This window comes from Streptomyces sp. NPDC018019, assembly GCF_044327805.1.
Classification (GTDB): domain Bacteria; phylum Actinomycetota; class Actinomycetes; order Streptomycetales; family Streptomycetaceae; genus Streptomyces.
On sequence record NZ_JBIRGD010000015.1, the window covers coordinates 140,581 to 153,839 of the forward strand.

Consider the following 13,259-nt stretch of genomic DNA (forward strand, 5'->3'; position numbering starts at 1 on the left):
ACTCCCACCACTCGGACCGGCGGACGCGGCATCCGGTCACCCGCCCGCCTTCTCCGCCTGCCCCGTCACCGTGCCCACCGCCCCCTCACTTCGCATCGGCATAGCACTCCACCACCGCCGTACTGAACGGGAACCGCACCGGCGTCTCGCCGAACGCGGTCCGCCCCGCCAGCTCGGCGGCCTCCGCGATGGCCCCGGCGACCGTCCCGGCCTCCTCCTCGGGGGCGTGCACGATCACCTCGTCGTGCTGGAAGAAGACCAGCTCCGCCCGGAGCGGAGCCAGCGAACGGCGCAGCGCGGCCAGCATCAGCAGCGCCCAGTCGGCGGCGCTGCCCTGCACCACGAAGTTGCGGGTGAACCGGCCGCGGGCCCGGGCTCCCGCCGTGCTCCCGTACGCCGGTGCCTCCTCCTGCGGCAGCCCCGCCTCGTCGGGCGGCGTGACGGAGGCGGGCGGGCACGTACGCCCCAGCCACGTCCGTACGAGGCGGCCCTCCTCGCCCGCACGCGCGGCCACGTCCACGTACTCCACCGCGGCCGGGTAGCGCCGGCGCAGGTCCGCCATGTGTTTGAGCGCGTCCCCGGACGTCTGGCCGTAGATCGCCCCCAGCAGCGCCAGCTTGGCCTGCGCGCGGTCGCCCCCGAACGCCCGCGCCGCGAGGTCCGCGTACAGGTCGCGCCCGCTGCCCGCCACCTCCATCAGCCCGCGGTCCCGCGAGACCGCCGCGAGCACCCGCGGCTCCATCTGCTCGGCGTCGGCGACCACCAGGCGCCAGCCCGGATCGGCCACCACGGCCCTGCGGATCACCTTCGGGATCTGCAACGCGCCACCGCCGTTGGTGGTCCAGCGCCCCGAGACCGTGCCCCCGGGCAGGTACTCCGGCCGGAACCGGCCCTCGTGCACCCACTGCTGCAACCACGCCCAGCCGTGCGCCGTGTGCAGGCGGTACAGCCGCTTGTACTCCAGCAACGGCGCGACCGCCGGATGCCGTACCTCCCGCAACTCCCACTTACGGGTCGAACGCAGCGTGATGCCCGCGCCGGCGAACGCCTTGATGATCTCGGCGGGCAGATCCGGCCGCACCCGCACGCCCTCCCCGAACGCCCGCGACACCTCCTCCGCCAGCTCCGCCATCCGCCGCGGCTCCAGCCCGCCGGGGTACCGCTCGCCGAGCAGCTCGTCCAGCAACTCCCGGTGCACGTCCGCCCGCCACGGCAGCCCGGCCCGCGTCATCTCCGCGGCGACCAGCATTCCGGCCGACTCCGCGGCGATCAGCAGCCGCATCCGGCCCGGGTGCTCGGCCCGCTCCGTACGCTCCAGCTGCCCCGCGTACACCTCCAGCAGCGCCGTGAACTCGTCCACACCGGGCGGCAGCGGCACCGGACCCGGCTCGAACAGCGACGGCTGCGTCTCCGCGCCGCGCACCGGCGGGTCGTCGGGCACCGGCAGCCCATGCCGCCGCGCCCACGCCGCGGCCAGCGACCGCGGCTGGCCGGACTGCCCCTCCTCGTGCCCGATCAGCAGCGCCTCGGCCGCCTCCACGTCGTAGCACCGCTCGACGCGCACCCCCGCCGCGAGCAGCTTCCGGTACGTCTCCGAGGTCGACCGCCACACCCACCGCTCCGCCTGCGGACACGCCCGCACCGCCTCGGCCACGCTCCCCGCCCGAACCGGCGCCCCCACCAGACGCCCCCCGGCATCGACAGCACCAGCCATCACCCCACCACCCCCGAACCCCCCAACCACCCACCGCATACCCCCACCTTCCCACCCACCACTGACAACGACCCGGCGCGCACTGCGGCCGACACACCCGCAGCACCTTCCGACCACCCACGGCGTCAACCCCGCGTTGGCCGGTTCCGTCCCCTACCCGCCCCGTCCGGGCGGGGGGAGAATGCGCCCGCCGAGCCACCTCCAGGCCCCGGCCCCCGCCCGTCACATCCCGTATCGCAACCCCGCCCGCGGCAGACAAGGGAGTCGCCCGTATGGCCATCGCGCACCGTGTCATCGGTTCAGGACCGCACCCGGTGATCGTTCTTCACGACTGGTTCGGCACCTCGGCCAACTGGGGCTCCGTCCTGGACTTCCTCGACCGGGAGACCTTCACGTACGCCTTCCTGGACTGCCGGGGCTACGGCGACCGCAAGTACGTCCCGGGCCGCTACGACCTGCCGGAGGTCGCCGGTGACGCGCTGGCCCTCGCCGACCAGCTCGGGTGGGAACGGTTCTCCCTGGTGGGGCACTCGATGGGTGCCAAGGCCGCGCAGCAGGTGCTGGTCGGGGCGCCCCATCGGGTGAATCGTCTCCTCGGCCTCGCGCCGGTGCCCGCCGCCACGTACCTGATGGACGACGCGACGCGCGAGCTCTTCTACGGGGCCCCGACGGACCCGGACAAGCGCCGCACGATCATCGATCTGGTCACCGGGCACCGCGTCGGCCGCGTCTGGCTGGACCGCATGGTCCGGCACTCCCTGGACATCTCCCGCGCCGAGGCGCACGCCGCCTATCTCGCCAGCTGGCAGCAGCTCGACATCTCGGAGGAGGTCGCCGAGGCGGCCAAGCGGCACCCGGTGCCGGTACGGGTGGTCGTCGGCGCGTACGACCTGGCGGTCACCGCCGACCTCATGCGGGAGACCTGGCAGCGCTGGTTCCCGCAGGTGGAGATCGTCACGATCGAGGGATCGGGCCACTACCCGATGCACGAGACCCCAGTGGCGCTGGCCACCGTCATGGAGGAGTTCCTGCGCGGCTGAGGCGCCGGGAGCACCGCCCCCTCGCCGCGAACGCGCCCACCCCGGCAACCTCTGTCAGCATGGCTACGAACCGCCTGTAACGCCGCAAAACGCAAGGAAGCGGACTCGCCGTCGCTCCGGTGCGCGGCGCGGCGCTACGGCGGGCCTGGCGGCCGACGGAGGAAGGTGCGGGCATGCGGGTGGCGCTGGCCCAGACGGACTGCGAGCTGGGCGAGGTCGACGCGAACATCGCCACCGCGCGCGAGGAGGTCGAGAAGTCGGCGGAACAGGGCGCCGACCTCGTCGTCTTCCCCGAGCTGAGCCTGCACGGATACCACCTCGGCGCGCTGCCGCGGGACACCTCGGTCGAGGCGCAGGACCCGCGGCTGTGCGACCTGAGCACGCTCGGCCCGGACGTGCTCGTGGGGTTCCACGAGCACACGGTGCTGCGCGCGTACAACACCGCCGCCCACTACACGGACGGCGCACTGCTGCACGCCCACCGCAAGCTGTACCTCCCCAACTACCTCTCCTGGGAGGAGCGCAAGCACGTCAGCCCCGGCCAGTCGCTGCGCGCGTACAGCCTGACGAAGTCGCCCAGCGGCGGCCGGGGCGCGACCCTGGTCTGCAACGACGCCTGGCAGCCGGTGCTGCCCTGGCTGGCCGTGCAGGACGGTGCCGAGGTGCTGTTCGTCCCCACCAACAGCGCGGCAAGCCTCGACCCGGAGGCCATGGACACCGGCTCGTACTGGGACACCCTGCTCTCCTACACGGCGCGGATGCTCCAGTGCTGGATCGTCTTCGTCAACCGGGTCGGCAACGAGCACGGTGCCACCTTCTGGGGCGGCTCGCGCGTGGTGGACCCGCGCGGCACGGTGGTGGCGCAGGCGCCGAAGTGGGAGCCCGCGCTGGTCACGGTGGACATCGACCCCTCCGAGGCCCGCCGCCAGCGCCGCGCCGTCCCGCTGGTCGCCGAGGCCCGCCTGGGGCTGATCGACCGGGAGGTGCGCCGCCTGATCGAGGAGGGCGGCGACAGCTGACGGACACAGGCACCACCCCCACGCACGTTCGGGTGAAGAGTCACCCGAACGCCTGCTTGTGCTCGCCTAAAGTGGCAGTGTCGCTCCGCACGAAGGAGGTCCCGTGGCATTGGCAGCCCCAGAGCGCAGTCCGCATGCACCCGGTGACGAAGCCGCGGCCGCATCGGCCGAGGAAGCCTTCGAAGCGTTGAACGCGGCAGCCCCCGAGGGATGGCGCGTGGAGCTGATCGAAGGGGAAATCCACGTGGTACCACCCGCCAACGGCGAGCACGAGGAGATCGTGGCGGAAGTCGCGGACCAGGTGGCCGGCCGCCGCAAAGACGCGAAACTCCGCACCCGCACCGGGCTCGGCCTGAAGGTGCCCGGGGCCTCCGTCACCGGAATGGTCGTCCCCGATCTGGTGATCGCCCCCAAGGGCAGCTTCAGCGACACGCTGGAGTACCACGACCCGTCGCCGGTGTTGCTGGTCGGCGAGGTGACCTCGCAGTCCACCGCCCAGAACGACCGCGGTCCCAAGATGCGCGGCTACGCCCGCGCCGGCATCCCCTTCTACCTCCTGGTGGACAGGGAGGCGGACCGGGTGAGCCTCTACTCCGAACCCGTGGGGGACAAGTACACCCGTGAGGTGGCGGTCGTCCTCTCCAAGACGATCGCCCTTCCCGCGCCGTTCGACTTCGAGATCGACACCGGGGAGTTCTGAGCCGCGCCGCGCCACGGGCCCGCTCCGGAGCGGGCCCGTGGCGCGTGTCCGCACTACCAGCTCGACTTCCGCACCCCCGGCAGGAACCCCGCGTGCGCCTGTTCGCGCAGGCGGACGCGGGAGAGGCCGAAGGCGCGGAAGTAGCCGCGCGGGCGGCCGTCGACGCTGTCGCGGTTGCGTACGCGCGTGGCGCTCGCGTCGCGCGGCTGGCGGGACAGTTCGCGCCGGGCAGCCAGCCGTTCCTCCTCGGGGGTCTGCGGGCTGCGGATGACGGCCTTCAGCAGGGCCCGCCGGGCGGCGTAGCGGGCCACCGTCGCGCGCCGCTTCTCGTTCTTCGCGATCTTGCTCTGCTTCGCCATCAGACCTTTTCCCCTCGTGCGCGGATGCGGGCGACGGCCGCCTCGATCCCGATCGTGTCGACCGTCTTGATGCCCTTGGCGCTCAGCGTCAGCCGGACGTGCCGGCCCTCGCTCGGCAGCCAGTAGCGCTTGCGCTGGATGTTGGGGTCGAAACGCCGGGACGTACGGCGGTGGGAGTGCGAGACGGACTTGCCGAAGCCGGGCCGGCGGCCGGTGAGCTGGCAGTGGGCGGACAAGGTCAGGACCTCCTAATGAAAATGGAAACCATTTCTGTATAGTAGCCCCCATGGCCCGCAACGAACTACGACCCGTGATCAAGCTCCGGTCCACCGCCGGGACCGGCTACACGTACGTGACCCGCAAGAACCGCCGGAACAACCCCGACCGGCTGGTGCTGAAGAAGTACGACCCGGTCGCCCGCCGTCACGTCGACTTCCGAGAGGAGCGCTGAGCAGCGCCATGAAGCCTGGCATCCACCCCGCGTACGGGCCCGTCGTCTTCCGGGACCGGGCCGCCGACTTCGCCTTCCTGACCCGGTCGACGGCGACCAGCGACAAGACGATCGAGTGGGAGGACGGCAACACGTACCCGGTCATCGACGTCGAGATCTCGTCCGCCAGCCACCCCTTCTACACAGGGACGGCACGCGTCCTGGACACCGCGGGGCGCGTCGAGCGGTTCGAGCGCCGTTACGGCAAGCGCGGGGCCCGCTGATGGGCGGCCCGTCGCAGGAGGGCGCGCCCGGCCGCGCCGGTGGCCACGGGGACCGGCTGCCCGTGGTGATCGTCGGCGGGCTGCACTCGGACGCCCGCCGCACCACCGTGGAGCGGCTGCTGCGCGCCGTGCCCGGCAGCGTCGCGCTCCACCACGACCTCGCCACGGCCGCTGAAGGAACGGTTCGCCGTACCGTGCGGGACGCCGGGGGCGTGCTGGACACGGGTGAGGCGCCGCTGGTCAACGACTGCGCCTGCTGCGCGCTGCGCGAGGACCTGGTGCCCGAGCTGGAGCGGCTGGCCGCCGGGCGGACCTGCCGACTGGCCGTCGTCGAGCTGTGGGACTCCGTGGAGCCGAAGGCCATGGCCGAGGTGGTCACCGCCTGCGGCGGCGAGGCGCTCGCGCTGACCGGCGTCCTCACCGCCGTCGATCCGGCGCTGCTGCTGCCGTATCTGGGCTGCGGCGACGACCTGGCCGAGGCCGGGCTCGCCGCGGCGGCCTCCGACCAGCGGACCGTCGCGGACACCTGGGCGCGGCAGCTGGAATATCCGCCCGTGCTCGCCCTCGCGCCCGGTGAGGAGGAGAGCGACGCGGCCGACCTGGCGCTGCTCGCCCAACTGCACCCCACCGCACGCCAGGTGGCCGTGGACTCCCCGGGCGAGCTGGCCGCCGCGGCCCTCGCCGGCTTCGACGTGGAAGCGGCCGCGGCGCGGCAGCACCCGGCGTGCGCGCTGCTGCCGCAGGAGGCCGACGCGGACGGTGTCGGCACGCTCGTCTGGCACCGCACCCGGCCCTTCCATCCGGCGCGCCTGTACGCGGCGCTGGAGGACCTGACCTGTGTGGCGGCCCGCAGCCGTGGCCGGTTCTGGCTGGCCGACCGGCCGGACACGCTGCTGTCCTGGGATGCGGCGGGTGGCGCGCTGTGCGTCGAGAACGCCGGGCCGTGGCTGGCCGCGCTGCCGGACGCCGCCTGGGAACTGGTACCGCCGGTACGCCGTGCCGCAGCCGCCCTGGACTGGCACCCCGAGCACGGCGACCGCGCGCAGCACCTGGTCTTCACCTCGCCGGGGCTGGACCGCGACGGACTGACGTCGCTCCTGGAGTCCTGCCTGCTGACGGACGAGGAGTACGCGGGCGGGCCCGAGGCGTGGAAGCGGCTGGCCCCCGCGTTCGACGAACTCCTCGACCCCGTTCCCTGACCCGCCGGTCCCGTGACCCCGCTGGTCCCGTGACCCCGCTGGTCCCGTGACCCGCCGTATCCCCCGCCTGTTCCGTGACCCGCCGTATCCCCCCGCCTGTTCCGTAACCGGCCCGTACCACCCTCAGGAGCCCCGATGCCCCGCCGCCACGACCCCCGCAAGAAGTCCGCGCCGCGCCCCAACCCCCTGGACGCGGCGGGGATCACCTACATCGACTACAAGGACACCGACCTGCTGCGGAAGTTCATCTCCGACCGCGGCAAGATCCGCAGTCGCCGGGTCACGCGGGTGAGCGCGCAGCAGCAGCGGCAGCTGGCCCGCGCGATCAAGAACGCCCGGGAGATGGCGCTGCTGCCGTACACGTCGAGGTGAGCGGCCCGGCGGCGCCGGGCCGCCGCTGTTCGCGGTGGAGAACGGCGGCCGTTCGCCGGTCCGCTTCGCCGCATATCGCCCGAGCCTCTCGGAGTACCTGAAGGTGCTGCGGGAGGCTCGTCGGGTTCCCGGGGCAGGGGCGTTCGACGAGCTGTGACCGGGTTGCCACGGGCCGTCGTGCACGTGCATCCGACCATGCATCGGCATGTGAACGCAGCTATGATCCCAACCAGTTGCAGTTGACACCGTTTCCTGTTGTCCGCACTGCCACTGACAGACCATCATCGAACGCCTACCGCTCAGCGCGCCCGGCTCCACCGCCGCTGACCGCCGCATCCACCGGGGGAGACACCTGTGCCCGACGCATACAACGGCATGGCCGCGACGGATCTCCGCGGCGTGACCTGGCAGAAGAGCCGGCACAGCAACTCGCAGGGGTCCTGCGTGGAGTTCGCGCGGCTGCCGGGCGGCGAGATCGCCGTACGCAACTCCCGTTTCCCGGACGGGCCGGCGCTCGTCTACACGCCGGCCGAGGTCGAGGCGATGATCCTGGGAGTCAAGGACGGCGAGTTCGACCACCTGGTCCGGGACTGACCGGCACCGCGCCGCCCGCGCGCCTGCCCGGACGGTTCCGGCCGTCCGGGCAGGCCGGCGGATGTTCCGGGGCCCCCGGGCCCCGTGCCCCCGCGGCCCCGGGACATCCGCCGCTCAGGGCAGTCTGAACTGTGCCCACACGATCTTGCCGTGCGGTGCGTCGGCCAGCGGATGCCAGCCCCAGCCGTCGCTGAAGGCGTCCACCAGGTGCAGGCCGCGGCCCGATTCCGCGTCCGCGTCGGCCGCCCCGGCCTCGGGTGACGCGTCGCTGGAGTCCCGTACCGCGCACACCAGCCGGGACGACCAGCGCATGAGGTGCAGCCGGGCGGGCAGTGTGGCCGGGTCGGGGGAAGGCTCGCACGGTGCGGTTCCGCCGGCCGGTGCGGTGTGCCGCAGGGCGTTGGTGACCAGTTCGGAGACGACCAGGGCGACGCCGTCGAAGAGCTCCTCCAGCTCCCACCGGTCCAGCGTCTCGCGGGTGAACTGCCGGGCGCCGCGCACCGATTCGTACCGAGGTGGCAGCGAGTAGGAGACGGAACCGGAGACGGCCAGGGGGTCGACGGGAGGAAAGCCCTGCCATAACGGCTGGAGCATGGTCAAAACCTTGGTCCCCATGCGAGGCACTCCTGGCATTCGCGGACGTCATGATCCTGGCCGGGCACCCGGATCTGGCGGTCTGGCGGATCTTTCACGAACGTGCATGCGTGCGCTGCCCATGGTTCCCAATGCGTACGCCAGATGCAAGGGCAGATGCACGTGCACGCGCCCCGTTTGGGGGTGGGCATGCCGCTTCACGCGTATTTCTTCCTACGTGTTCTTGTGGAGCGGTCGCCCGGACCTCCCACATCGGTAACCGGATGAGCACGCAACGAAGCCCGGACGTGGCAGACTGCGGGCCACTGTTGGACGGGGTGGGCCATGGGAGGGTCACAGAGGTGTCCGCAAGTGAATCGAGCGGGTCCGTGGTGCGGCGCATCCTGCTGGGGGCACAACTGCGCAGGCTGCGGGAGTCGCGCGGGATCACCCGCGAAGCGGCCGGCTACTCCATCCGCGCCTCCGAGTCGAAGATCAGCCGGATGGAACTGGGCCGGGTCAGTTTCAAGGCCCGGGACGTCGAGGACCTGCTCACGCTGTACGGCGTGACCGATCCGCAGGAGCGCGAGGCGCTGCTCGTCCTGGCCCGCGAGGCCAATGTCGCGGGCTGGTGGCACAGTTACGGCGATGTGCTGCCCGGCTGGTTCCAGACATATGTGGGGCTGGAAGGGGCCGCTTCCCTCATCCGCGCCTACGAGGTCCAGTTCGTGCACGGGCTTCTGCAGACGCAGGAGTACGCGCACGCCGTCGTCCGCCGTGGCATGCCCGACGCGACGGCGGCGGAGATCGACCGCCGTGTCGCGCTGCGCCTGGAGCGGCAGAAGTTGTTGCTGGCCGAGCGCCCGCCGGAGTTCCACTGCGTACTCGACGAGGCAGCGCTACGCCGCCCGTACGGTGACCGCGAGGTGATGCGCGGGCAGCTGCGGCACCTGATCGAACTCTCCGAGCGGCCGAACGTGCGGCTGCAGGTCATGCCGTTCAGCTTCGGCGGGCACGCGGGCGAGAGCGGTGCCTTCACCACGCTCGGCTTCCCGGAGCCCGGGCTGCCCGACGTCGTCTACCTGGAGCAGCTGACCAGCGCGCTCTATCTCGACAAGCGCGACGAGGTCGCGCAGTACGCCCGGGTCATGGACCGCCTCCAGGAGGACAGTCCGAATCCGGCCGAGACCAGAGACTTGATACGTGGTCTACTCCAACTGACTTAACTCGTAGGTAGCATGAGTGCCAATCAGGAGCCAGCACCCCCCGGCTAGGGCGCCGCGTCCGGCGTCCTGTCCTCCAGATTGGGAATTTCGCATGTCCTACTTCGACGAGTTGGCGTACCAGTACATCGACGGCGAATGGCGGGCCGGAAGCGGCTCGTGGGACATCGTCGATTTCAATCCCTATGACGGGGAGAAGCTGGCGTCCATAACCGTGGCCACGGTCGACGAGATCGACCAGGCCTACCGCGCCGCCGAACGCGCACAGGGGGAGTGGGGAGCGACCAACCCGTACACCCGCAGGCTGGTCTTCGAGCGCGCCCTGCGGATCATCGACGACCGGGAGCGGGAACTCGGCGCGGCGATCACCGCGGAGGTCGGCGGCACGCAGGCCAAGGTGGCCTTCGAGCTGCACCTCGTACGGGAATTCCTGCGCGAGGCGATCCAGCTGTCGCTGCGGGCCGAGGGACGCATCCTGCCGTCGCCGGTGGACGGCAAGGAGAACCGGCTCTACCGTCTCCCGGTCGGTGTCGTGGGCGTCATCAGCCCCTTCAACTTCCCCTTCCTGCTGTCGGTCAAGTCGGTGGCGCCGGCGCTCGCGCTCGGCAACGCCGTCGTGCTCAAGCCGCACCAGAACACCCCGGTCTGCGGCGGCGGACTGGTCGCCAAGGTCTTCGAGGAGGCCGGGCTGCCGGCCGGGCTGCTGAACGTCGTGGTGACCGACATCGCGGAGATCGGCGACGCGCTCATCGAGCACCCGGTGCCGAAGGTCATCTCCTTCACCGGCTCGGAGAAGGTCGGCCGCCACGTCGCGACCGTCGCCGCCTCGCACTTCAAGCGCACGGTCCTGGAGCTGGGCGGCAACAGCGCACTGGTCGTCCTGGACGACGCGGACGTCGACTACGCGGTGGACGCCGCCGTCTTCAGCCGTTTCGTCCACCAGGGGCAGGTCTGCATGGCCGCCAACCGGGTCCTGGTGGACCGCGCGGTGGAGCGGGAGTTCACCGAGAAGTTCGTCGCCAAGGTGAAGTCCCTGAAGGTGGGCGATCCGACCGATCCGGCCACCCACATCGGCCCGCTGATCAACGAGGGCCAGGCGGAGGCGGTGACCGCGGTGGTGGAGCGCGCCGTCACCGAGGGCGGCACCGCGCTCGTGCACGGCACGACCCGCGGCACCCTGGTCGAACCGACCGTCCTGACCGGGCTGCCGGAGGACTCCTGCGCGCTCACCCAGGAGATCTTCGGCCCGGTCGTGGCGCTGGTCCCGTTCGACGGGGACGAGGAGGCCGTACGGATCACCAACGCCTCGCCGTACGGGCTCAGCGGGGCCGTGCACACCGCGGACATCGAGCGGGGCGTGCGGTTCGCGAAGCGCATCGAGACCGGGATGATCCACATCAACGACGGCACGGTGCACGACGAGCCGATCGTGCCCTTCGGCGGCGAGAAGGGCTCCGGCCTGGGGCGGCTGAACGGCGACGCGATGGTGGAGGCCTTCACCACCACCAAGTGGATCTCCATCCAGCACGGCCGGTCGCGGTTCCCGTTCTGACCGGCGGGCATCGCCGCCGGGTCTCCGGGCGGGCTCCTGAAGCGCAGGCTTCCCGGGCCCGCCCGAAGATTTTCCGGACGAGATCGGAGTTGAGGACGGAAGCTGTCCTCAACGGTCCATAGCTTTCTTCCTGTCGGGCCGCGGCAGCAGCGCCGCGGCCCCCACGAAAGGCGGACCCCATGCCCACTCATGTCCCGGCCGAAGCCCACGGCGACGAGCGCGGCGCGCTCCTGGCCTTCCTGGAGGCGCAGCGCGGCGGCCTGCGCCGGTCCGTCCTCGGGCTGACCGACGAGCAGGCCACCAGCAAGCCGTCCGCCAGCGAGCTGTCCCTGGCCGGTCTGCTCAAGCACGTCGCCGAGGTGGAGCGCGACTGGCTGGAGACCGCCCGGCAGATACCGCACACCGTCGAGCGCGACATGGACACCTACCACCTGAGCTTCCAGCTGGAGGAGTCGGAGACGGTCGCGAGCGTGCTCGCCGAGTGGGCCGGGACGGCGCGCGCGACCGAGGAGTACATCCGGTCGCTGCCGGACCTGAACGCCACGTTCCCGCTGCCCGAGGCGCCCTGGTTCCCGCCGAAGGCGGAGCAGTCGATGCGCTGGCTCCTGCTCCACCTGATCGAGGAGGTCGCCCGGCACGCCGGCCACGCGGACATCATCCGCGAGTCGCTGGACGGCAAGACCGCCTTTCCCCTGGTCGACGAGGAGCGGCGGGCGGCGCAGGGCTGAGGATCCGGCGGGCCCGGCACCGGCCGCCCCGTGCCGGCACCGGCCCCGTGCCGGTGCCGGGCCCGCGAGCCGCGGTCCGCGCTGCTCGGTGCCTCGGACGTGCTGCCCCGTACTTCGTACGGGCCGCTCAGCGCTTCATACGCGCCGCTCAGTACTTGATGATCTCGATGCCGTTGGACTCGGTGTGCACGCTGCCCCGGCTGCAGCTCGCGGCGTTGTACTTGGTGCGCCACGACTCGCTCAGCCCGCTGCCGGCCCAGGTGCACCACACCCGCACCTTGAACTTGCCGAACGACGACGGGCAGTTGGCGAATCCCACCGACTGGCCGTGGCCGCCCTTGGAACAGCCCGCCGCGACGGCCTGGGCGGGGGAGAGCGCCGTGCCCGCCGGGAGCGCCCGGACGGCCGCCGCCGTCGGCGTGACGCTCTGCGCGGTCGCCGGAGCCGCCCAGATCAGCCCGCTCCCGGCCATCAGCCCGGCTGTTGCCACCAGCTTCTTCGACGTACGCATGTCGGTATCCCTTCGCAGAAACCATCCGGACAGGACGCGGCCGTGCGGCCGACGGCGCGACCACGGGGAGCGCCCCGGTTCCGGCTGACGGGTCAGGAGTCTGGGCGCGGCCGGAACGCCGGGACAACGAGATCGGCCCGTCCCGGACAGGCGGCCGGGTGTCCGGCGAGGTCAGGCGGCTGCCCGGCCGCTGTCCCGGACAGCGGCCCGATGCCCGACCCGTCTTCGGCCCGCTCTGCCCTCAGTCCGCGGCGGCGCGCAGCTCCGCCGCCCGGCGCAGGGCGTCCCGCACCGACTCCCGCTCCGCGGCGCCGAGTTCCACCGCGTCGGCGCGGTCGAGCCAGGGCGCGGCCGCTGCCAAGCCGTCCAACTGAGCAGCCGTCTCGGCGCGCAGGACGAGAAGCTGGAGGAGCTGCGGCGCGGTCGGCCCGGCCTGCGCCGTACCGGCCTCCAGGGCCCGGTCGATGATGCGGGCCGCCGCGGCGTGGTCGCCCTTGGACTCGCCGAGCAGGGTCGCCTGGTGCAGGGCGCGCGCGTACCGTTCCTTCGGGACGGCCGAGTGCTCGAAGCTGTCCGCGATCGGCTGCCCGATGCGTATGCAGTTGCCGCCGGGGTCGGTCATCAGGAACTGCCGCACGCCGTACGACATGTCCTTCAGCGCACCGATCCGCGGCAGACCGCGCGTCGGCACCTTGCCGAGCGCGTCCTTCAGGCCCTTGCGGAAGGACGCGTGGAGCCCGTCCACGTCGTCGGTCAGGACGTAGCAGGTGCTGTACGAGGTGCTCGGGTCGTACCCCTTCATCCCGAAGAAGTGGAGCTCGATGCCGCGCAGACGGACGCCGCAGTATGGGTTCGGGCTCTTCTGGTACGCGATCACCTCGAAACCGAGGGCCCGGTAGAAGTCCAGGAGTTCGTCGATGGAAGGGCACGGGAGGATCGCAATCACGGTCTCGGCCATACG

The 13,259-nt window shown here is 71.9% G+C and carries 17 protein-coding genes; 11 read left to right on the forward strand and 6 right to left on the reverse strand.

The window, feature by feature from the left end; translation table 11 throughout:
* Nucleotides 1-85: 85 nt before the first annotated feature.
* Complete coding sequence (locus ACH4FX_RS24550) at nt 86-1,714, reverse strand: bifunctional 3'-5' exonuclease/DNA polymerase (protein ID WP_398482290.1); 1,629 nt, start codon at nt 1,712-1,714, stop codon at nt 86-88.
* Between the two features lie 272 nt (nt 1,715-1,986).
* Here ACH4FX_RS24550 and ACH4FX_RS24555 point away from each other — a divergent pair, with 272 nt between their 5' ends.
* From ACH4FX_RS24555 to ACH4FX_RS24565, 3 genes are all read left to right on the forward strand, one after another.
* Nucleotides 1,987-2,754, forward strand: a complete 768-nt coding sequence (locus ACH4FX_RS24555; protein WP_398482292.1) for an alpha/beta fold hydrolase — start codon at nt 1,987-1,989, stop codon at nt 2,752-2,754.
* A gap of 173 nt (nt 2,755-2,927) precedes the next feature.
* Entirely contained in the window at nt 2,928-3,773 is an 846-nt protein-coding gene (locus ACH4FX_RS24560; RefSeq protein ID WP_398482294.1) for a nitrilase-related carbon-nitrogen hydrolase, read from the forward strand.
* Between the two features lie 103 nt (nt 3,774-3,876).
* Nucleotides 3,877-4,473, forward strand: coding sequence for a Uma2 family endonuclease (locus tag ACH4FX_RS24565; RefSeq protein ID WP_398482295.1), 597 nt, complete (start codon nt 3,877-3,879; stop codon nt 4,471-4,473).
* A 53-nt stretch (nt 4,474-4,526) separates the two neighbouring features.
* Here the strand turns inward: ACH4FX_RS24565 and rpsN are convergent, their stop codons facing one another.
* Nucleotides 4,527-4,832: a 30S ribosomal protein S14 gene (gene rpsN / locus ACH4FX_RS24570; RefSeq protein ID WP_398482297.1), complete on the reverse strand. Its 306-nt coding sequence runs from the start codon at nt 4,830-4,832 to the stop codon at nt 4,527-4,529.
* Nucleotides 4,832-5,068 (reverse strand): 50S ribosomal protein L28, encoded by a 237-nt coding sequence (rpmB, locus tag ACH4FX_RS24575; protein ID WP_398482299.1) that lies wholly within the window; start codon nt 5,066-5,068, stop codon nt 4,832-4,834. The genes rpsN and rpmB overlap by 1 nt, the downstream gene beginning before the upstream one ends.
* 50 nt (nt 5,069-5,118) lie before the next feature.
* On the opposite strand from rpmB, the gene rpmG reads away from it, so the two are divergent.
* From rpmG to ACH4FX_RS24600, 5 genes are all read left to right on the forward strand, one after another.
* Nucleotides 5,119-5,283 carry a 50S ribosomal protein L33 gene (gene rpmG / locus ACH4FX_RS24580; protein ID WP_398482301.1) on the forward strand — a complete coding sequence of 55 codons (165 nt, stop codon included), beginning with the start codon at nt 5,119-5,121 and terminating at the stop codon, nt 5,281-5,283.
* Between the two features lie 8 nt (nt 5,284-5,291).
* Nucleotides 5,292-5,546: a type B 50S ribosomal protein L31 gene (locus ACH4FX_RS24585; RefSeq protein WP_003984634.1), complete on the forward strand. Its 255-nt coding sequence runs from the start codon at nt 5,292-5,294 to the stop codon at nt 5,544-5,546.
* The gene (locus ACH4FX_RS24590) at nt 5,546-6,745 is read left to right on the forward strand and encodes a GTP-binding protein (protein ID WP_398482303.1); all 1,200 of its coding nucleotides are present in this window, start codon (nt 5,546-5,548) and stop codon (nt 6,743-6,745) included. The genes ACH4FX_RS24585 and ACH4FX_RS24590 overlap by 1 nt, the downstream gene beginning before the upstream one ends.
* A gap of 135 nt (nt 6,746-6,880) precedes the next feature.
* Nucleotides 6,881-7,117, forward strand: a complete 237-nt coding sequence (gene rpsR / locus ACH4FX_RS24595) for a 30S ribosomal protein S18 (protein WP_398482305.1) — start codon at nt 6,881-6,883, stop codon at nt 7,115-7,117.
* Nucleotides 7,118-7,471: 354 nt separating this feature from the next.
* Nucleotides 7,472-7,711, forward strand: a complete 240-nt coding sequence (locus ACH4FX_RS24600) for a DUF397 domain-containing protein (protein ID WP_398482307.1) — start codon at nt 7,472-7,474, stop codon at nt 7,709-7,711.
* Between the two features lie 114 nt (nt 7,712-7,825).
* Here ACH4FX_RS24600 and ACH4FX_RS24605 read toward each other — a convergent pair whose 3' ends face one another.
* Entirely contained in the window at nt 7,826-8,326 is a 501-nt protein-coding gene (locus ACH4FX_RS24605; protein WP_398482309.1) for an ATP-binding protein, read from the reverse strand.
* A 320-nt stretch (nt 8,327-8,646) separates the two neighbouring features.
* Between ACH4FX_RS24605 and ACH4FX_RS24610 the strand changes: the two genes are divergently transcribed.
* The 3 genes from ACH4FX_RS24610 to ACH4FX_RS24620 all read left to right on the forward strand — a co-directional run bounded on the left by ACH4FX_RS24610 (nt 8,647) and on the right by ACH4FX_RS24620 (nt 11,787).
* A complete protein-coding gene (locus ACH4FX_RS24610) occupies nt 8,647-9,510 on the forward strand; it encodes a helix-turn-helix domain-containing protein (protein WP_398482311.1) in 864 nt (287 codons plus the stop codon).
* Between the two features lie 91 nt (nt 9,511-9,601).
* Complete coding sequence (locus tag ACH4FX_RS24615) at nt 9,602-11,059, forward strand: aldehyde dehydrogenase family protein (RefSeq protein ID WP_398482313.1); 1,458 nt, start codon at nt 9,602-9,604, stop codon at nt 11,057-11,059.
* 179 nt (nt 11,060-11,238) lie between these two features.
* Nucleotides 11,239-11,787: a DinB family protein gene (locus tag ACH4FX_RS24620; protein ID WP_398482314.1), complete on the forward strand. Its 549-nt coding sequence runs from the start codon at nt 11,239-11,241 to the stop codon at nt 11,785-11,787.
* A 148-nt stretch (nt 11,788-11,935) separates the two neighbouring features.
* Here the strand turns inward: ACH4FX_RS24620 and ACH4FX_RS24625 are convergent, their stop codons facing one another.
* Both ACH4FX_RS24625 and ACH4FX_RS24630 read right to left on the reverse strand, forming a co-directional pair.
* The gene (locus ACH4FX_RS24625; RefSeq protein ID WP_398482316.1) at nt 11,936-12,298 is read right to left on the reverse strand and encodes a hypothetical protein; all 363 of its coding nucleotides are present in this window, start codon (nt 12,296-12,298) and stop codon (nt 11,936-11,938) included.
* 241 nt (nt 12,299-12,539) lie between these two features.
* Nucleotides 12,540-13,256 (reverse strand): bleomycin resistance protein, encoded by a 717-nt coding sequence (locus ACH4FX_RS24630; RefSeq protein WP_398482318.1) that lies wholly within the window; start codon nt 13,254-13,256, stop codon nt 12,540-12,542.
* Between the last annotated feature and the right edge of the window lie 3 nt (nt 13,257-13,259).

Coding starts and splice junctions, on each gene's coding strand:
- ACH4FX_RS24550 (WP_398482290.1), bottom strand. CDS start 1,714: ATGGCTGGTGCTGTCGATGCCGGGGGGCGTCTGGTGGGGGCGCCGGTT.
- ACH4FX_RS24630 (WP_398482318.1), bottom strand. CDS start 13,256: ATGGCCGAGACCGTGATTGCGATCCTCCCGTGCCCTTCCATCGACGAA.
- ACH4FX_RS24555 (WP_398482292.1), top strand. CDS start 1,987: ATGGCCATCGCGCACCGTGTCATCGGTTCAGGACCGCACCCGGTGATC.
- rpsN (WP_398482297.1), bottom strand. CDS start 4,832: ATGGCGAAGCAGAGCAAGATCGCGAAGAACGAGAAGCGGCGCGCGACG.
- rpmG (WP_398482301.1), top strand. CDS start 5,119: ATGGCCCGCAACGAACTACGACCCGTGATCAAGCTCCGGTCCACCGCC.
- ACH4FX_RS24620 (WP_398482314.1), top strand. CDS start 11,239: ATGCCCACTCATGTCCCGGCCGAAGCCCACGGCGACGAGCGCGGCGCG.
- ACH4FX_RS24560 (WP_398482294.1), top strand. CDS start 2,928: ATGCGGGTGGCGCTGGCCCAGACGGACTGCGAGCTGGGCGAGGTCGAC.
- ACH4FX_RS24615 (WP_398482313.1), top strand. CDS start 9,602: ATGTCCTACTTCGACGAGTTGGCGTACCAGTACATCGACGGCGAATGG.
- rpsR (WP_398482305.1), top strand. CDS start 6,881: ATGCCCCGCCGCCACGACCCCCGCAAGAAGTCCGCGCCGCGCCCCAAC.
- ACH4FX_RS24590 (WP_398482303.1), top strand. CDS start 5,546: ATGGGCGGCCCGTCGCAGGAGGGCGCGCCCGGCCGCGCCGGTGGCCAC.
- ACH4FX_RS24625 (WP_398482316.1), bottom strand. CDS start 12,298: ATGCGTACGTCGAAGAAGCTGGTGGCAACAGCCGGGCTGATGGCCGGG.
- ACH4FX_RS24605 (WP_398482309.1), bottom strand. CDS start 8,326: ATGGGGACCAAGGTTTTGACCATGCTCCAGCCGTTATGGCAGGGCTTT.
- ACH4FX_RS24585 (WP_003984634.1), top strand. CDS start 5,292: ATGAAGCCTGGCATCCACCCCGCGTACGGGCCCGTCGTCTTCCGGGAC.